The following is a 19,705-nucleotide window of genomic DNA, read 5'->3' on the forward strand; positions in this document are numbered from 1 at the left end:
CTATATTTTTAGAATGAAAGTTGAACGTTTAATCCGTAAGTTCTCGTCATTGGAAAAGTCATAGATTCAATACCTTTATAAATATTTGAACCATTTAACATCCCTGTATCCGGATCGTATTGTGGGAAATCGGTAATACAAAATACATTGGTAGCATAAGCTCCAAAACTTATTTTTTGGAAAGCTCCTAGCTTACTAAGAATTCTTGCTGGTAAGTCGTAATCTAAACGTAACTCTCTTAATTTTAAATAAGATGTATCGAACGTATTCATTTCGGTGTTATTACGATTCCATACATACGTGTTGTAATACGTTTGAATGCTGTTGGCTACAGTATTGTTTTTAGTGTAAGTAATAGTACCATCGGTATTTTCTAATGCATTAACACCTGGATGTACTAAACCGTCGTAACGCCCTTCAACAGAGTTGTTAAGTTTTCCTTGGTAGGACAAAGCAAAGTTGGTTACCGAAAACGCATTACCTCCCATTTGTCCCGCGAAAGTGGCTGATAAGGATAGGTTTTTATAACGGAAACGTTGTACCATTCCAGCTCGCCAGTCTGGATTAACGTTTCCAATTTTAGTAGTTGGAGAATTGTCTAATACCGGGTATCCTTCTGAGTTTACAATGTGCATTCCTGAAGCATCTACTTCATTACCATTTTCATCGGTATAGGTAGCTCCCTCAGGCGCTCTTTGGAATCCACGGCCATAAATAACATGCATTTCTTCACCTACGTAAGAGTACACATAAGTTCTACTTCCAATAGTGGTCCCCATATCGGTTTGTAAAGGCACTGTAGGATCCCAGCCATCTTGAAGACTTACTAATTTATTTTTGTTTTTAGACCAGGTGACATCAAAATCCCATTTAAAATCTTTAGTTCTAACCGGAACAAAATTAGCTGTAATTTCAAGCCCTTTGTTTGATATTTCACCTGCGTTAATCGTCATTCCTGTAGCTCCAGCAATTTGATCGGTGTCTACAGAAACAATTTGATTAGTGGTTGATGAATGGTAGGCCGTTACATCGAATGATATTCTATTCCTGAATAATTTAGCCTCTATACCTGCTTCCCAGCTTTCTACATTTTCTGGCTGAATTAGCGGATCTGGAATATTTCCTGGTAAAGCATAACTACCAGGGAATGACGTATTACTGTACACCTGATCTAAAGAGTAAGCTCCGGTATCGTTACCTACATTTGCCCATGACACACGAGCCTTTAACATATCTACCCATGGCGCATTAGACTTAAAGTTAAATGTTTTATCTAAAAGAACGCTTGCTGATACTGATGGGTAAAAGTAAGACCAATTTCCTCTGGACAACGTACTTGACCAATCGTTACGCGCAGTAACATCAACAAAATACGCATCATCCCAACTTAAAGACACTAAACCGTATAAACTGTTAACTACTTTCTCACTGCGATAATTGTAAAAATCAGGATTTACACCTGTTGGCAAATTTGACGTATGATAAATCCCTTCTTCCCCTAATTCGCTTAAGGTTATTTTGTAATTATAGTAGGTGTTCTTTCTGTTGTTACCTCCAACCATTGTTGAAAGCCCAAAACGCCCTTCACTAAACTCATTATTATAACGGAGCATGAATTCGTTATTATTTTCTAACCTTCTAACGGTTTGTTCTCTGTAAAACCCGTTAGGAACACCTCCGGTATAATGGGCTTTACGCATGGTTCTAAACTCATCAGACCAATCAACACCTGATCTTAAATCTAAGATCATACCTTTTAACAGATCAAAGGTTAAACCTATATTTCCAAAAACGCGATCTTTATCCTGAGTATTTAAAGATTCATAAAGGGTTCGATACGGGTTAAAAGAATTAGCTGATGGAAAAACAAGTCCCATACCATTTTCTCCTCCAGCATTCCAGTTGGCATAGTTATAACGCCCTTCAAAATATTCATCTTTCCAATCCTGAATGCTATTCACGTTAAACCCCCAAACAAGGTTATACATTGGATTGGTTTCATCGTAACCACTTACAGGCATATTATCACTTTTCTTTTTATAATAATTTACCTTGGTGTTAAACTTAATTTTATCTGAAACCGGCGTATTTATTGTAAAGGATACTGTATTTCTTTTAAAACCAGTATTTGGCATAATCCATTCATTTTTAAAATCGGTTACCGAAAAACGCGTAGAAGTGCCTTTACCATTGTTTCCGTTAATACTAACCGTATTATTGGTTGTAACTCCGGTTTCAAACAATCCGGTATACCAATCGTCCTGGTACACCCATGGTAATTTGGTATAGGTATTGTCGTCCCAGTTTTTTGACGCATATAAATAACGGTATTTATTCGCATCGAACTTTTCACCAAACGTATAGCGAGAATAATGTCTGTTTTGAGCAATACCATCAGGCGCCATTTCCTCACTTATATTCCAAAGTGAATATTCATTTAGTCCCATATCGGAACCATTTCCATATTGTGTTTGAAAGTCTGGAAAATATCCTGCTTGTTCGAAGGTTACCGATGAATTAACAGAAATACCTAAGCCTTTGTTTTTTCTTCCAGATTTTGTGGTTATCATGATAACCCCATTAGCGGCACGTGACCCGTATAAAGCGGCCGCCGAAGGTCCTTTTAATACTGAAACTGACTCAATATCGTCGGGATTAATATCACTCATGCCGTCACCGTAATCTACAGGCGCATCGGCTTGAGCATAATTACTAACACTTCTGGTTGCCGTGGTTCCTGAACTTACAGGCACACCATCAATTACAAACAAAGCTTCGTTGCTCCCGTAATTTAACGATTGGTCTCCGCGTAATGTTACTCGAATAGAACTACTGGGACCTGAGTTGGCAGACGCAAAAGTTAAACCGGCTACTTTGCCATTTAAACTGTTTAACCAGTTTCCTGAAACCGTTTTGGTAATTTCTTCACTTTCTACTTTTGCTACAGAATATCCTAAAGATTTTTCCTCACGAGAGATATTCAATGCCGTCACCACAACTTCATCAATGGCGACAACATCTTCTTCCATGGTTACATTAATAGCCCCTCCGCTATTCACAGCTTTTTCAGCATCCTGCATTCCCATGTAGGTATACACAAGTGTACTATTCTTTGGAACGCTCAATGTATACCTTCCATCAAAATCGGTTAATACTCCCGCTTGTGATCCTTTTATAAGAACATTAACACCTATTAAAGGCATTCCCTGAATGTCTTTAACTTCTCCCGAAACTTTAACTTTTTTAGAAGTCGTTAATGTAATGGTCGATCCATTAACCATATAACTCAACTGAGCATCTTGACTCACCTTGTCTAAAACCGTTTTTAATTTCTGGCTTTTGAAACTATAAGTAAATAACGTTTTGTTATTAAGAATTTCGTCTGAAAAACTAAACTGACAATTAGCTGTTTCTTCTAATTGGTTAAAAAGTTTAGTTAGTGTTACATTTTTCACATTAAATGTAACAGATTTGTCAAGGACACTTTGTGCTGTAGCTTGTTGTATAGCCACAACCCAAAGGGCCAGAGCCATAACAAATAGCTGCAAAGGTTTTAAGGAACAAAAATTCCTTCTTTGATGTAAATTTAATTTCATAATTTAGTGATTACTTTAAGTAAATAGGATTTTAAAAAATTCTAATAGGCTGGAATTGGTGACGCAATTCCAGTTTTTTCTTCTTTTTCTGTTATTGATTCATAAAGTTTATTTAATTAATATCGAGTCGTTTTGAATGGTATATTCAATGCCAATCATAAATTCTAAACTTTTAAGCACCTTATCAACAGGCTCGTTTTTATAGGCAGCGCGAATTTTACGGTTTAGAACGGTATCAGATTTACAAAGCACTTTAACGTTATACCACTGTTCTATTTTACTAAATGCTTCTTTAGCTGTTATAGCATCGAAACGAAGTATATTTTTATGCCAATCGGTAACTTTACTTGCATTAACATGTCTTTTAACCAGATCCTCTTGAAGATTATTAAAAACTACCTGATTGTTTTTCTCTAAAATGAATTGTTTCTTGGTTACTCTATTTTCTACCCTAACCTTTCCTGTTCTTACAGTTACCTGAAAATCATTTTCTGCTTTATTAACGACACTAAATGAAGTACCTAAAACCGTTGTCGTGAAGTTGCCCGATTGCACCTGAAAAGGTTTTTTGACATTTCTTTTCACTTTAAAAAATGCTTCTCCAGCCAATTTCACGTTTCGCTGGTTACTTTGAAAAGATTCCGGGTAGCTCAAAGTAGCACCTGAATTTAAAAACACTAAAGAACTGTCTGGAAGTAGCACCTCTATACGCTCACCAATAGGACTGGATACAGAAATGTAATTAATCGCTCTAGGATTGAAAAAAATTGAATTTAAAAGCACTCCCAATCCTAAAAACACCACTATGCTAGCTGCAACAGCGAAACGTTTTCTAAACTTAAGCACCCTTCTTTTTTCTGATTGTTCAATTTTATATCGCAACTTCTTTAAACCGCGCTCTAAACTAAATTCGTTAACATTTGTCGATTCGTTTCGAAATGCTTCACTTAATGTGTTATACTTTTCTAGGTATTCTACATTCAACAGGTATTTTTTTAACAATTCTGTTTCTTCTGCGGAAGCTCTATGAGCCAAATACTTTAAAGCGATTTCATAAAAAACCTCGTCGTTCATTTATTTTTGATCTTTTACTATTAAGACCATTTTTTGGCAGTCTACCTACCATTGAAAGACGTTAACAAATCGTTACATAAATATCAAGAAAACAAAACAGAAGAATTGAAGAGATAAATTGGGATTCATATTGAGACACATATTTAATTGCCTCTAACATTTGTTTTTGTACGGTACTCACAGAAATACCCAATTGATCGGCTATTTCCTTATACTTTAGACCATCAATACGGTTAAGTTTAAAAATAATTCTGCGTTGTGGAGGTAGTTCATCAATTATTAAATCTATACGGTTTCTAAGTTCTGTATACTCTAAAGAATCATCACTATTATAATGGGAAAGCTTTAAATGTAAATCACTCATTTCTTCATTAACAAAACTAGCCTGAGCTTTCTTTACAAGATTTAAAGATTGATTTTTTGTTGCGACAAACAGGTAAGATTGTAACGAACTGTTAATAGAAAGTGTCTTTCGATTTTGCCAAACGTTGAAGAATACATCTGAAACCACTTCTTCGGCTAAATCGGAATCGTTTACATACTTTTTAGCAAACAGACACAAATTAAAATAATACTTTTGAAATAACTGTTCCAAAGCCTTTTGGTTATCATTTTTAACGCATTTAAACAGTAATTCATCTGGAGTCATTTTATCAAATAAAAAGAGTTAGTTTTTACTTAGTAAAACTATTATTTGAAGCCAGAACCTCTGTTATTAAAAAATTAAGTTAATATTATTTTTAATAGTATTTAACAAAAAAAGAGAACCTATTTATAACTTCTCTTGCTTCCTGGTGGGAACAGGACTCGAACCTATGACCTTCGGGTTATGAGTTCATCTCCAGACTTATTCACAACACAAAATAAGGGCTTCCCAGATGCTATATTTTAAATTCGTGTTCCAAAACGTGTTCAGTTTTGTGTTCACTTTGTTATTTAAATTTTCACTAAAATAACATAAATAACTCTTACCATTTTAATCTTGGTTTAAAAATAATTACATGATCGCTTTTTATCCTTGATTAACATATTAATTATAAAAAAACAAAAGGACTGCTTTTGCAGTCCTTTACAATTCACATTTACTTAAGGGGAACTAACTCAAATATGAATTCTCAACCAAAAAAATTAAGATATAAACTCGATACTTATAACTTCAATTCATCAAATAATGCTACTAATTTTTCATTAGAAGGTCTTGGTGCATTGGCTGTAACTATGTTTCCTTGTGGATCTAAAAGAATAAAACGAGGTATTCCTTTTATTAGATAATCTTGAACAAACTTGGAGTCAAACGCATTATCTGCAAGTAACTGAATACCCCCAAGTTCCTTCTCTTCAACCATGGCTTTCCATTTATCTCTATTATTAGGAGTATCTACCGAGATGCTTACAAACTCTATATTCTTATCGTGATATTGCTTTTCTACTTCTTTTAAATAAGGAATCTCGGCTTTACATGGCCCGCACCATGTTGCCCAAACATCTATATACACATATTTTCCTTTTAAATCGTCTAAAGATGTTGTTGTGCCATCGATGTTCTCATAACCTTCAAACTTTGGCGATGGTTGGCCCTTAGTAACGGTTTTTAAAGCCAGGTAACTTTCTTCTATTTCTTTGTTATTAACCTCATCTGTACTTCCTTTTAGATATTCGGCATAATACCCTTCTAAATCGGAGGTATAAGTAATACCGTATTTAGCGCTTTTGTAACACAGAATGTTTTTTATGGTTTGATTAGATAAAGTATTAACCGCCTTCAAGTAAGCAACATCTTGATCTATTTCAATAGAATCTGACAATTTTCGAGCATGTTCAGTACAATAATTACCCACTAACCTACCGTAATTACTTGAAAAAAAGTAATCTTCAGCATTATTATAATTTAACTCTTCCAATTCTTTTAAAAACCCTTCAGACACCTTAAAGTCTTTTGTCTTACTGTAATAGGCGTGAGAACCTTCAAACTCATTTAATCGACTTAAATAACTATACCTAATATTTCTTCTCTCTTTATCAATGTATTCACTTGGCAAACCTTGAGTAGTTTCCAAAAGCTTGAAAGAAGCTAATACTATCTCTTGTTGTTTCTTTTTAAATTCATTTTCAGGAAGCAAATAAACATTACCTACTCCTTTTAAAATGTCTTTTGAAACTTTTTGCTTCTCTAGTAAATAATTATTGTAAGCAGCACCTGTTCCTGAAAAATTTACAGTTTCATCGTAGTTATTGGCATCAAAATTTAATTCAATATTATCTCCTGCTTGCAAATACATGTATGTTAGCTTACTTCCGTAATACAGCATAACATTATCAGCCTCTACTTGTAATGTATCAACGAATGTTCCATCTTCATTAATTGGAATGTATTTACTATTTGAATAAACCAAACTCATCAATTTTAAATCATCAGCCTGTGGATTTAAAACCTTTCCTCGCAAAATGATATAATCATTTTCATGTCCCGTATGACAGGAAACCAAACTCATCAAGATGGCTCCGACACCTAAAATTTTTTTTATCATATTAAAATAATTTTAAAATATTCCACTCTACCCTACAACTGTCTTAAATCACAATTCTCTGACCTATAGAATTAAAGATTTAGTTCTGCAAATACATCTAAAAGTTCACTTGACGATGGTCTTGGCGCATTTCGATTAACAATATTACCTTCGGGATCAATTAAAATAAATTGAGGAATACCCATGATTTGATATGCTTTTATAAAATCGGAATTAAAAACATTATCGGCGATTAACTGAACTCCCCCTAATCCCTTTTCTTTTACCATGGTTTTCCATTTATCGTGATCCTTTTCTTTATCTACCGAAATACTTACGAAAGCAATATTGTTATTGTCATGATATTTTTTCTCTACTTCAATTAAATATGGGATTTCAGCTTTACATGGTCCACACCAGGTTGCCCAAACATCGATATAAACATATTTTCCTTTAAAATCCTCTAGAGAAGTTTTACCTCCACTGTGATTTTCATAATTAGTAAAAGCTGGTGACGGATTTCCTTTTTCTAATGCTTTTACTTGGCTATATTTTTCTTGAACCTTAGTTTTTTGAGTTTCATTCGTAGTCAATTCTAAATACGAGTTATAGTCTGCTGAGAATTTATTAGCAAAAACTAAAGTCCCCATTATTGTTTGGTACAAAAGGTCATTACGAATGTATTCTGACTTAAAGTGAGTGGCTGCTTCAAGCCTTGCTTGCCCACCAGATTTAAATCCGACATTTACAAGACTATCTGCTATTTTTCTATGCTCAATATTCACTAAACTATTATAGTATCTAGACCCTCTATAATCCTCTTCAATTTGAAAATCAAGATGCTTTGCTTCTTCTAAAAAATCATTTGACACAACAAAATCAGGATCCGCAGCAAAATATCTATGTGAGCTTTGATAGTATTGTAAATTGTGAATAAACCAATAATTTATATATCTAGTTTGTTCCTCTTTAAAAAGATGATTGATAACTTCAGAAGCATTCAACAATGACATTAATTTACTTTTTTGATTTAAAAGCAAACTTTTATAAGCTTCCTCTTCAAGCGTATAGTCGTTTTTTCTTCTTTCATCAAAATCTTTCATTTTACTATTAATACTCTGTAGTAAAATGTTTTCGTTTGCTCCTTGTCCTTCAAATTTTAATGAATCAGCAAAATTTTCGGCATCACTCTTTACTATAAGGTGATCTCCATCAAATAAAGCGACACTTATATATTTTCTTCTATCCAAAGACAAAGTGTATACACCCGAATCTATATTCAATGTATCTTGAAAACTACCATCTTCTGCAATGTCTATTTCATACTTGAAATCCCGATCATTATTAGTTAACGTCAATTTATTGAGTTCTCCTTTGTTCTCAATTTTACCTTGAAGAATTGCATAATCTACCGTGGTATTGGTTTTACAAGCTACAAGAAGAATTAATATGAAAATTACTGATATTCTTTTCATTAGATTAGATTTGTTTTATCCTTTTTTAAAAATATTGTCCAGCATGGCATACATGTCTACCTTTTCCGGATTTTTTGAACTGTAAATAATCTTACCTTCCGGGTCAATTAATATTTTGGTAGGAAAGGAATTCACATTAAACGGCACTAACAAATTATTTTCATTTGTGGTTTGGATATGTTCCCAGTTATAACCGTTTTCTTCAACTGTTTTTTTCCATCTCGGAACTGCATCTCCAGAATTAACACCCACTACAACAAAATTTTTATCTGAATATTTATTGTAATACTCTTTTATTTTTGGTATTTCGGCCATACAAGGTCCACACCAGGTCCCCCAGTAATCCAGTAACACATAGTTTCCTTTAAAATTTGACAATTTAAATTCTGAACCATCTAAAGTATTATTGGTTATAACCTCAGGGGCTGGCATGCCTATTTGTGTACTTTCAACCGCTTCAATTCTTTGCTTTACTTCATCATAGAAAGGTGTACCAGCTAAGGTTTCAGCATCAAAACCTTCAAGAACTGCCTTGGCTTCATCGTGCGTAAAGTACTTTCTGTAGTACCCATCCATAAATACATAAGACGCTGCGATAGATTTAGGATTAGATTTAGCAAATTCTTTCTTTAAGTCTATGGCTTGTTTAAATAGCACATTTGATGAGTCTGACAACTTTTGAGATTCTTCCTCACTTAGTTCTTCAGTATATGTTCTGAATTTTAAGGCATGAGCTCTATCGATTAAAGGGAATGTCTCCTCTTGTATTCTGGTAAAATCTTGATTGACACCTTTTTTATCAGACAACTTGGCATTTACCATATAATCGTCTACTCTACCTGTACAGGTAATTTCAGCGCCTGGATACCCGATAAACCATAATCTATTCACATCGGCTTTTGTTGAAGATGTATAGGTTTTACCATTATACTCACGTTGCCAACTTCTGGTATTTACAACATGAATGAAATACAGTTTATAATCATCAACCGAGTCTGTAAAAGTAAACTTCCCATTTTTCACCCAAAGGGTATCTCTTCGGTAACCATCTGGATACGCATCATTCTTTTCAGAATAAATCAAGTATTCAGTATCAAGGTTTTCTAAATTCGCCTTTAGCGTAAATGTTGATAAGTTCTCCTTCTGCAAACCAATATCCTTAGTTTTACAGCCAAAGAATCCCGTAGAAGCCATTAATATGGCTCCCAGTATTTTTACTGTTTTCATGTTTTTAAAAATTAATGTAATACGTTTATTGTATGCCGATACAGGCTGCAACCTGTATCGACACCAATAAAATATGACTTACAAATTAGTTTGTGTAGATATTAGAAGGCCAGTCTTGACCATCTGTTCTGGTAAGTGTAAAGGTTCCATACTCATCATATCCTGCTGAATATTGGTAACTAAAATCAATGGTTAATGTTGGACCACTCACATCAACGATATCCCATTTCTGAGCATATCGTCCTTCAATTTCAACCAGACCACTTTCATAATCGTATGTTAACGTTCCAGCACTACCATAATAATAATCGGCAGTTAAATGACTTACATCATACACCGTAAAAAATCCAGGTTTTAATGTAAAGGTCATTGTACCAGTTTGCCCAACTGTTACTCTTCCATAAACTGTGGCATTAGCAGTTGCCGAAATCCATTCATAATTAAACGTTCCTTCCCAAATTGGAGGAGCTACATCAATTACATTTGTTCCAATACCATAAGTACAATTAAACCCGAAACAATCTACTCTCGAGTCTACTACAGATCCATCCTTTCCGGTAATAACCCATTTAAATTCAAAAATATCATCGGTAGCTACCTGACCGTTATGATTTGCAGAAAAATCATTTTTAAATAATTCCTCTAACTTATCTTTTGAAAAAGAAAGTACAAATGAATCGGAAGGATTTGAAATAGTTTCGTATAATTTCCCTTGTTCGCCTCCCAAATATGTAAAGTTCTCACCATCTGTTTCTTCAGCAAACGCATAGATATCAATTTTGCTAATTTCTGATGCTGTAGCATCACCTAATTCCAATGTAACATTAAAATCTACATCTGTAGTATTCCAGTATTCACTTCCATTAGCACCGGCTTCTACATAATATTCAAAAGCCTTTAGGTCTTCTATTGCTGGTGTAAATTTAAGTGTGGCATTATCTACCCATGTGGCATTGTATGGTCTTGGTGTTACTACATCATCTTCTTCCTCACAAGATTGAAAAACAGGAAGGAACAATAAGCCAATATAAAACAATATTATTTTTTTCATCTTTAATATTTTATTTAACGTTCTTTTTTTATGCGAAACAAATAAAAAAACAAACCTTAGTTAATTAATTTAAATTTGGATTTTGATCAGTAACGGCAGGGGCTATTTTAACCACGTAGCCATCGTCTCCTGGTTTTAACTCAATAGTCTCACCTGTTTCAGGATTGATACGCGTGTAGGTTGGGACTGCATCTCCATATACATGATACCTTTTTTGATCGAAAAGATTTATAGAGGTTCCTGCTAATTCCTTACGTCTTTCATTTTTAACAATTTGTAAGGTTGTTGCATCATTTGTATGGGTTAATGCTGTAAACGTCGACATTCTATTTGCTAACAATGTATTTAAAACAGCTATAGCTCCTGCACCATCACCTGTGCGCACTTTAGCTTCTGCATTGGTTAACATTAATCTTGGTACAGTTAGACCATTACAACGTTCAGAATTTGCGTGCATGTAAATATAGTTTGGAGACACATCTACTCCTGCACTTGATGTTTGTGTTGCAAACAAATACCATCTTCTGTCATTGTCTTTATCATACAAGGCTTCCAATTCTGGCGCATATAAATGAAAAGGGCTATTAAAAGACCAGTAGTTGTATCTGTTCCACATATTCTCTCTATTTAAAGTTCCAAATTCCCATAAACTACCATTATTATACCCTGACCATGGATTAGATGGATTAGCAAAATCTATGGTATTATAATCATATAAGAAATCGTAAAGATTTAAAGCTCTATTAGAATTTTCTACAGCTTCATCAAAATCACCCATGAATAGGTTAATTTCTGCGATTAAAGCATAGATAGAAGCTCTACCTGGTCTAAAATTAGCATAAGAGTTTATGGCCTGATAATTATTCCCTAATAGGCTAAGTGCTTCGTTTAAATCTCTTAACATTTGCTCGTATACTTCACCCAGCGTTGAACGTCCTAACTGAGCCTGTAAATCGATATTTAATGGCATCGCTACCCCAGATAAATCTGGGTTTGCTGGATCGTAATGGTGTGCATATTCATTAACCACTAAGAAATATTCAAAAGCACGTTGGGCTAAAGCCTCAGCTTTAAGGATATCGCGATTTGTCGGATTAAAATTCCCGGGGTCTACACCATTTACATTCTCTAAAATATAATTCATAGTATGAATGTAGAAATAGAAGTCGTTATAATCTGTATCATTAACACCTGGAGGGAAAATATCGTGTTTCCAGGCATAGCCATTTACATCCTTTGTAGTACTAGAAATTGAAGCAAAACTGGCATCGTTATGGTATACATCCGGATCCATGTAACGCGTATTGGTTCCTACCCCTCGCAAAATGGCATAATTTTGTAACAACTTGTCTAAATCTTCCAAAGTTGAAGGAATAATCAATCCTGTAGGTTCTACATCTAGGAAATTATCCGGGCTTTGACAAGCCGATAAAGTCAAAAATGTTAGTAATAAATATATATATCTTTTTTTCATGATATTACTTTTTGTTTTCATAGTCTAACGTTTTTAAAATGATGCTCTAATTCCTAAAGTATAGCGTGATAAATTAGTATAAGCTTCACTATTTGGAGCTGTTGGATCTACACCTAAATCATTTTTCACCCATAGAAACGGATTGGTTACCTGCATGGTTAAACGTAAGTTTTTGAAAAATGTAGGTTCTAATAATTTAGATGGCATAGAATATCCTAAAATAATATCCTGTACCCTTAAATAATCTGCTTTGTGAATATTTCTTGTAGACTGACTCCATATTCTGTGCATGGTACTGGTTAATGACCTGCTTATTAACGCAGGCACATCGGTAGTAGCTTCGTCTCCAGGCTGCATCCAACGATTGGCCCATTCTTTATGTACTCTAATATTACCAAAATCGTAATCGTAGTTGTTGTAGGTCCCGTATCCTGTTGAAGCATAATTATATGACATTCTGAACACATGACCTGCCTGATAATTCATGTTTACCGTAAGATCCAAGCCTTTATAGTTAAAAGTCGTAGATAAACCGCCATAATGAGGCGCGGTTCTTGTTCCCGCATACTTCATTTCTTCAGGCATGATTGTACCATCATCCCATTTTTTTGTATTACCATCTAAATCGTAGAGTAACACCTCTCCATTGTCATTTAAACCTGCAAAGTTATAAGCATAGAAAGACCCCATAGCATCGCCTTCTACATAGGCATTCCCTGAGGATAATCCATCTGCTGTAGGATTAGATTCAATTAAAGATTTCGATAAAATATTCTTGTTATAGTTGAAGTTAGCTCTTACCGACCACTTAAAATCGTTGTTGCGAATAATATCAGCATTTAAAACCAATTCAACCCCTTTATTGTCTATATTAGCGTAGTTCACTGAAGATCTAGAAAACCCAACTGTAGGATCTATAGGTCTGCTTGTGTAAACGTCCGAACTCTTTTTAACATAGTAATCTAAGCTACCAGAGAATCTATCGTTAAAGAAAGCAAAGTCAAGACCTAAATTGGTAGTTGCTGCTTCCTCCCATTTTAAATCAGGATTTGCTGGCTGACTCAAAACCAAACTATTGTAGACATTACCAACGGTTACATTTCTGATACGAGCAGCAGCTTCAGGATATACACCAGTTAGACTGTTTCCTGCCAAACCATAACTACCTCTAAGTTTTAATCGATCTACCCAATCGGCATTAACCATGAAGGATTCCTTATTTAAATCCCATGCTAATCCTGCAGACCATAACGGTTTGTACCTAAAGTCTGGGTTACTACCAAAAATATTGGCTTGATCTATTCTAAAACTTCCAGTAAGAGTATATTTTCCTTTGTAAGTATATCCTAAGTTTGAAAAACCACTCACAAATCGACTATCATTATTTTGAACATTAAACACTAATGCAGCATAATAATCACGGAATCTTCCGCCATTCCAGTTGGTTAATTGATAACTAACCAATGCGGCCTCATCTATGGGTAAATACGATGTCGATTCTTTATCGTAGCCAAATTGTCTGTTTCTGGTAGACTCCGTAAATCGTCTTGAATATTCACCACCAGCAAACACGGTTAACTGATGATCATTCCAGGTCTTATCCCAATTAATGGTATTTTTAAACACCCAACCTTTTGAATACGTGCGCTCTTGTAGATATTCAGATCCTGGTGGAATTCCATATTGGTAATTTCCAGTTGAAGAATCAAAAATATAATAATCATTCACAGTATTACGCCACGATGGCATGCTCATAGATTTAAAGGCGTCTCTATCGTTAGTATTTCTCTCATATCGAAATGAACTACTTACCATCAAATCTTTAAACAATTCAATATTTAATTGAAAATCAGCTCTTATATCAACTAAAGTACTGGTATCATCAAGGTTTCTTTGCTCCTCTAGAGCATTATATGTATAAGGCACTCCTAATTCGGCTTCACGATCCTGAGACATCCAAGGATTCCAATCGTAATACTTTTGGATATACTGTCCATTTTCATCAACCAATTGATCATAGGGTTGCGCTAACTTAACCATTTCTACAGGGTCTAGTCCAAACTGAGCTTTTAAATAATTATCTTTTTCGTTTCTTAATGCAGCCGTCATTCCTGCCGTAAAAGATACTTTATCGTTAAATTCGAAGGTGTTTCGAAGATTCATAGTCATTCGGTCATTATCATCCCCTTTAACTTGGCCTGACTGATCTACATATGATAATGATGCAAAGAATGTATTACGATCACCTCCTCCTGACAATGATAAATTATACGTTTTTTGTGATGCAGCTCTTAACAAGTACTTGCTCCACTGTTGGTCTATATCTCTTTTCTTTAATTCATTGATATAATTATCAAACGTATTTTGAGACCACACTACACCATCAGGCGATGTGCCGTTTCTGTATATTTGAGCTAAATAAAAATCATTGATACTACTTGTTCCAGTTTCCAGTCCATTTATATTTACCCAACCTCTATCAATATATTCCTGATCTAAGGCCAATTCCTGAGCAGTAGTCATGAAATTCATGTTTTTCAAATCTACTTTTTCCTCAAAATCAACAAATGTCGAAGCATCTACAGTTAATGCTTTATTTTTTCCACCTTTTTTAGTAACTACTACTACAACGCCATTAGCGGCTCTGGATCCCCAAATAGATGAGGCTGCAGCATCTTTTAAAACTGTTATGGTTTCAACATCTTCGGGGTTTATAGACTCTAAATTGGATTGATCTGCTAAAGGAAACCCATCAACAACAATTAGTGGCCTAGTATTCGAACTCAAAACGGAACCCCGTCCTCGAATCTCAAACGTACCCTGACCAAATGCTGCATTTGTATTCACACTAGGAATTTGCCCTATAATACGATCTATAATATTCGTACTACTCGGCCTTTGTTGAAGCTGTTCTGCTCCAACCTGAGCAAAAGATCCGGTTGTTCTTTCTCTGGATAAAGTTTGATACCCGGTAACAACAACCTCTTGTAACGCGTTTACATTTTCCTTTAAGGTAATATCAACATTATTATAATACGTTAAGGCACTAACCTCTCTGGTTTCATTTAAAAAACCCACATAAGAAAACTCTAAAATGGCATTGTCTGCTACCGAAATAGAATACACTCCATTAAAATCTGTTGCTACACCATTTTGAGTCCCTTTTTCCATAACGGTAACCCCTGGTAATGGCATGCCAGTAGCATCTGTAATCGTTCCTGATATTTTTACCTTTTGCTGTCTTCTGTCGTAAGTATGATCTACCTTTTTTATTAAAATAGTATTGTTCTCATCTATTTCAAACTCCAAACTACTATTTTGAATCGCCTTATCTAAAAGACTTATTACCAACACCTCTCCTTGTTCCAGTTGAATATTAGGAGAATTCTTAAATAATTTTTTTGGAAATATAAAGTGGTAATTGGTTTGTTGCTGAATGATATTAAACATTTCATCTACTGAAACAGACTGGCTTTGGTTAATGAATACTTTTTCCTGTGAAAAGGATGTATTCGGATTAAACCCAAAAACCGTTGCGCACAACAAAAAGATAAATACTCTCATAATGCATAAGGGTAATCGCTTTCGTATTAGATAGCGATAGTTAGTTAATTTAATTTTCATAAATTTGTTTTGTGTTAGTTAGACATTGTTTTAATTAATACATACAAGAGGGAGAAAGTTGCTACACGGCCAAATGTTTAAACTTAGCTCCCTTTTTTTTTATTCTACACTGATGTTTTTCTCATGGAATTCGTATTTGTTTATGATTCCTAAATCTTTCAGGTTTTTAAGAATATTTTCAATTTTTTCATCTTTACCTAGAGTTCCGACAAACAGTTCATTTTCAACCGCTTTATTTTTAAACTCTACATTAAAATCATACCATCGCGACAACACCATCATGATGTCTTTTAACGTTTTATTATTGAAACTAAAAATGCCTTCTTTCCATGAAATTTCGTGAAATACATCAACCTCATTAAATGTTATGATGTTGTTACTGCGATCTAATACAGATTGCTGGTTTGGAAGTAAAATATGGTCTTCATCCTGATATTTAACATTCACTTTACCTTCTACTAAAGTGGTGGTTATGTTTGATTCATTACTGTAAGCTTTCACATTAAATTCGGTTCCTAAAACTTCTATTTCATGATTGTTATTAGTTACCATGAATTTCGAACCTTTATGTGCTGTACTCGGTGAGACATCAAAATAAGCTTCACCATACAAAAGTTCAACCATACGTTTTTCACCATCTACAAAAGCTACTGGGTATTTTAATTTCGATTCGGAGTTTAACCAAACCTGAGTGCCATCAGAAAGCTTTACAAAAAACTGTCCGCCTCTTGGTATGGTTAAATAATTATACGCTATGGCTTTTGAAGCCGGCTCTTTATTAGTATAAACCAATTCTTCTCCATTACTTTCTAAATTATCAAAGGCAAGTTGCTCACCTTTTTCTAAAGTAATGTTAGAACCATCCTCTCTGGTTAATACCGCTTTATTGGTTCCTACTTCAATACTCGTATTAACAATAGCGTCCTCTTGAACAATAGAGCCTGTCCCATTATTTATAAAAGTATAGATTGCTACAAATGCTAAAATTGAAGCTGCAACAGCATATTTTACATAAGCAGACCTAAATATAGAAATCACCTTTGGCTGCTTAATTTCTTCATCATCTTTAATCGCTTCTAAAATGTTAACCAGCATCCGTTCTTTAATAACGTGTTCAGGCCCTAAGGCTTCAACCCACTCATTTTCCTTTTGGAAACTTTCGTAGTAATTAACCAAGAGCTTTAACTCATCGGCAGTCGTTTCCCCTTCAAGATAGCGTTCTATCAATCTTCGGAAAAACTTGTTATTCATTTCAGTGTTGTTCATTAAAATATTTTTTAATAGCTTGGTTTATCTCTTATGTGCAGAATAAAGCATGTATCCCCTAATAAAAATTAAAAAAAATTTAACTTTTTATTTACAAATACGACAAAACCTCAGTATTTAAAGGGAAAACACTGAATTATTTTTCTCAAAAAGAAAGTATAATTGATAAAAAAGAAATATCGACTAGTGTATAAAATATAGCATTTCTATACTTAATAAGTACCCTAGAGACGAACGAATGGTTCTTAAAGCCAATGTGATATGATTCTCAACGGTTTTTGTTGAAATGCCTAATTTTTCTGCTATTTCTTTATGACTTAATTGCTGGTTACGACTTAAGATATATACCTCCTGGCAACGCGCAGGCAATGTTTTTACAATAGCATCAATCTGCATTACTAACTCCTCGTGCATTAATTTTGTTTCGGGAGTAGCGTACTGAAATCGATCGTTTAAGCCTTCAAACAATTCAACTCGTTGAATTTTATTTTTTCGAAATTCGCTAAACACCTTATACCTTACGCATGCATACAAATACGATTTTAGTGAAATTTTAATTTGAAGATTCTCTCTGTAATTCCAGACATCAATAAAAACATCCTGAATAATTTCTTCACAAAGCTCCTTATTTTTTAAAAGATTATAAGAGCTAATGTATAATGGTTTCCAATAACTATCATAAAGCTCGGTTAAAGCCTTCTTATCCCCTTTTTTAAGACGATCTACTATATCTGAATCCTGTGAGAGCATAAAATAAAAATAGCAAAATAATAGTTAATTTCAAATGTAACCATTTGAAACAAAATCCACATTGTTTTTTTTTAAGTATTACCCATGTATTAATAACCAAAGAGCCTGATAATTTTTCTTATCAGGCTCTTTTTCTGTATTAGTCAAGTTTATTGTTTTACTCTTTTTCAGGATTTGAAACTTTAGATTCAAAGAGACTTACATCCAGCTTAAATTTCACTTCCGTTCCGCGCCTGGCTGAACTTCGCATTTGGTATACTCTAATTTTGTAAACTCCTGTTTTCGGCAACACCATTTTACAGGTATCTCCTTCGGTTTGACCAATAAAATCGGCTACATTATCAGAGCCCGGTGGTAACAAATTAAAGTAACTCGAGTTTATTTTTCTATTCAAAATAATATTAACCGAATCTCCCTTTTTTATGTTTAAGGCATAATCAATAATTTCTTCACCTTTAAACACATCCTCAATAACAAGGTTTGCCTTATCTGAGTCAAAATGTAATTCTTTAGTTATAATTTGAGCAAAGGACATGCCAGGTAATATTACTAAAAACATTAGCCATAAAAAATATTTCATTTTAATCATGATTCTCTAAGATTTTATAATACTATTTACTTATCATTAATCTAAAATCTTTTTCTCCATTTTCACCTGTAACCTTTAAAATATACATAGCTTCTTCCAATGAGGTTAAATCTAAATTAAAAGTGCTTCCCATATTGATAAGATTATTTTTTTTAACTAATCTACCCCTTAAATCGTATAGCTGTGCTGATTTTAAATTCTGACCATTAGAATTCTTAATAGTCACTTTATTCTTAGCTGGATTAGGGTAAATTAAAACCCCGTCCAATTCTGGATTTACATCATCTACACCTAATGTTTCTTCAACAGTTAAATCAAACGAATAATTTTTCACTTCACCTACTGTGTTTTGTGTTGTAAATGTAATGGTATGCACGCCAACACTTAAACTAGTTCCTGCTGCTATAGATTGTAATAAGTTTAAATTTTGCAAACATCCATTTGTAGCAATTAGTTCTCCATTGGTTATATAATCTGGTAAGGTAAATGTTGAACCACTAGTAATAAAAACCGTTGTTATTTGAGGCAATGTAATAACCGGTTCTAACTGTTTAATTTCCACATTGGTTTCAACTATATTCCCACAATTATCTTCCAGTTTTATTTGTACATTTCCAGCCGATAAACCAAAAATGGTTCTTTCTCCATTTTCAAATCCGTCTGAATAGACATAAACACCTCCTGTAAAACTAACTTCCATAGTTGTAGCGTTACCCGTCCACTCCAAATCTATACTTCCGGAATAAGAGGAAGCACCAAAACATATGTCGTTTGGTGTTGCATTAACTATAGCCAGTTCATCCAGTTGTTTAATTTCAACCGTTGTTGAAACCGACTCTCCACAGATTCCATGAACCATTAACTCATGAGACCCTGCTTGTAATGAACTCAATGTTGTATCGCCACTTTCAAGACCTTGGTTAATAGTAAAAAACCCTGTAGAGCCATCTGAATTGTTTGACGAAACCTCTATAAAACTTACTCCGCCTGTCCATTCTAAATTTATTTCTCCTGAACTACTAAATCCTCCAAAACAAATATCAATTGGTTCCGCATTTGTAATAGCTAGTTC

The 19,705-nt window shown here is 34.1% G+C and carries 13 protein-coding genes; all 13 read right to left on the bottom strand.

Features of this window, described 5'->3' with window-relative positions:
• Positions 1 to 8: 8 nt before the first annotated feature.
• Positions 9 to 3,596: a SusC/RagA family TonB-linked outer membrane protein gene (locus ICJ85_RS12980; RefSeq protein WP_188224228.1), complete on the bottom strand. Its 3,588-nt coding sequence runs from the start codon at positions 3,594 to 3,596 to the stop codon at positions 9 to 11.
• A 108-nt stretch (positions 3,597 to 3,704) separates the two neighbouring features.
• Entirely contained in the window at positions 3,705 to 4,670 is a 966-nt protein-coding gene (locus ICJ85_RS12985) for a FecR family protein (protein WP_188224229.1), read from the bottom strand.
• 61 nt (positions 4,671 to 4,731) lie between these two features.
• Complete coding sequence (locus ICJ85_RS12990) at positions 4,732 to 5,319, bottom strand: RNA polymerase sigma-70 factor (RefSeq protein ID WP_262891408.1); 588 nt, start codon at positions 5,317 to 5,319, stop codon at positions 4,732 to 4,734.
• Positions 5,320 to 5,818: 499 nt separating this feature from the next.
• Positions 5,819 to 7,198 (bottom strand): TlpA family protein disulfide reductase, encoded by a 1,380-nt coding sequence (locus ICJ85_RS12995; RefSeq protein WP_188224231.1) that lies wholly within the window; start codon positions 7,196 to 7,198, stop codon positions 5,819 to 5,821.
• 71 nt (positions 7,199 to 7,269) lie between these two features.
• A complete protein-coding gene (locus ICJ85_RS13000; RefSeq protein ID WP_188224232.1) occupies positions 7,270 to 8,652 on the bottom strand; it encodes a TlpA family protein disulfide reductase in 1,383 nt (460 codons plus the stop codon).
• A 15-nt stretch (positions 8,653 to 8,667) separates the two neighbouring features.
• A complete protein-coding gene (locus tag ICJ85_RS13005) occupies positions 8,668 to 9,879 on the bottom strand; it encodes a TlpA disulfide reductase family protein (RefSeq protein ID WP_188224233.1) in 1,212 nt (403 codons plus the stop codon).
• An 85-nt stretch (positions 9,880 to 9,964) separates the two neighbouring features.
• Positions 9,965 to 10,930, bottom strand: a complete 966-nt coding sequence (locus ICJ85_RS13010) for a hypothetical protein (RefSeq protein WP_188224234.1) — start codon at positions 10,928 to 10,930, stop codon at positions 9,965 to 9,967.
• 64 nt (positions 10,931 to 10,994) lie between these two features.
• Complete coding sequence (locus tag ICJ85_RS13015; protein WP_188224235.1) at positions 10,995 to 12,404, bottom strand: RagB/SusD family nutrient uptake outer membrane protein; 1,410 nt, start codon at positions 12,402 to 12,404, stop codon at positions 10,995 to 10,997.
• Positions 12,405 to 12,437: 33 nt separating this feature from the next.
• Positions 12,438 to 15,968: a SusC/RagA family TonB-linked outer membrane protein gene (locus ICJ85_RS13020; protein WP_188224236.1), complete on the bottom strand. Its 3,531-nt coding sequence runs from the start codon at positions 15,966 to 15,968 to the stop codon at positions 12,438 to 12,440.
• A 159-nt stretch (positions 15,969 to 16,127) separates the two neighbouring features.
• Positions 16,128 to 17,294, bottom strand: coding sequence for a FecR family protein (locus ICJ85_RS13025; protein ID WP_188224237.1), 1,167 nt, complete (start codon positions 17,292 to 17,294; stop codon positions 16,128 to 16,130).
• A 183-nt stretch (positions 17,295 to 17,477) separates the two neighbouring features.
• Positions 17,478 to 18,044 (bottom strand): RNA polymerase sigma factor, encoded by a 567-nt coding sequence (locus ICJ85_RS13030; protein ID WP_188224238.1) that lies wholly within the window; start codon positions 18,042 to 18,044, stop codon positions 17,478 to 17,480.
• 157 nt (positions 18,045 to 18,201) lie between these two features.
• Positions 18,202 to 18,603, bottom strand: a complete 402-nt coding sequence (locus ICJ85_RS13035) for a hypothetical protein (protein WP_188224239.1) — start codon at positions 18,601 to 18,603, stop codon at positions 18,202 to 18,204.
• 52 nt (positions 18,604 to 18,655) lie between these two features.
• Positions 18,656 to 19,705 (bottom strand): T9SS type A sorting domain-containing protein (locus tag ICJ85_RS16460; protein WP_194420850.1); only part of this gene is annotated, 1,050 nt, incomplete at its 5' end.

Source organism: Aestuariibaculum marinum, from assembly GCF_014596975.1.
Lineage (GTDB): Bacteria > Bacteroidota > Bacteroidia > Flavobacteriales > Flavobacteriaceae > Aestuariibaculum > Aestuariibaculum marinum.

Coding starts and splice junctions, on each gene's coding strand:
- ICJ85_RS13015 (WP_188224235.1), bottom strand. CDS start 12,404: ATGAAAAAAAGATATATATATTTATTACTAACATTTTTGACTTTATCG.
- ICJ85_RS13030 (WP_188224238.1), bottom strand. CDS start 18,044: ATGCTCTCACAGGATTCAGATATAGTAGATCGTCTTAAAAAAGGGGAT.
- ICJ85_RS12985 (WP_188224229.1), bottom strand. CDS start 4,670: ATGAACGACGAGGTTTTTTATGAAATCGCTTTAAAGTATTTGGCTCAT.
- ICJ85_RS13035 (WP_188224239.1), bottom strand. CDS start 18,603: ATGTTTTTAGTAATATTACCTGGCATGTCCTTTGCTCAAATTATAACT.
- ICJ85_RS13000 (WP_188224232.1), bottom strand. CDS start 8,652: ATGAAAAGAATATCAGTAATTTTCATATTAATTCTTCTTGTAGCTTGT.
- ICJ85_RS12980 (WP_188224228.1), bottom strand. CDS start 3,596: ATGAAATTAAATTTACATCAAAGAAGGAATTTTTGTTCCTTAAAACCT.
- ICJ85_RS13010 (WP_188224234.1), bottom strand. CDS start 10,930: ATGAAAAAAATAATATTGTTTTATATTGGCTTATTGTTCCTTCCTGTT.
- ICJ85_RS12990 (WP_262891408.1), bottom strand. CDS start 5,319: ATGACTCCAGATGAATTACTGTTTAAATGCGTTAAAAATGATAACCAA.
- ICJ85_RS13020 (WP_188224236.1), bottom strand. CDS start 15,968: ATGAGAGTATTTATCTTTTTGTTGTGCGCAACGGTTTTTGGGTTTAAT.
- ICJ85_RS13005 (WP_188224233.1), bottom strand. CDS start 9,879: ATGAAAACAGTAAAAATACTGGGAGCCATATTAATGGCTTCTACGGGA.
- ICJ85_RS12995 (WP_188224231.1), bottom strand. CDS start 7,198: ATGATAAAAAAAATTTTAGGTGTCGGAGCCATCTTGATGAGTTTGGTT.
- ICJ85_RS13025 (WP_188224237.1), bottom strand. CDS start 17,294: ATGAACAACACTGAAATGAATAACAAGTTTTTCCGAAGATTGATAGAA.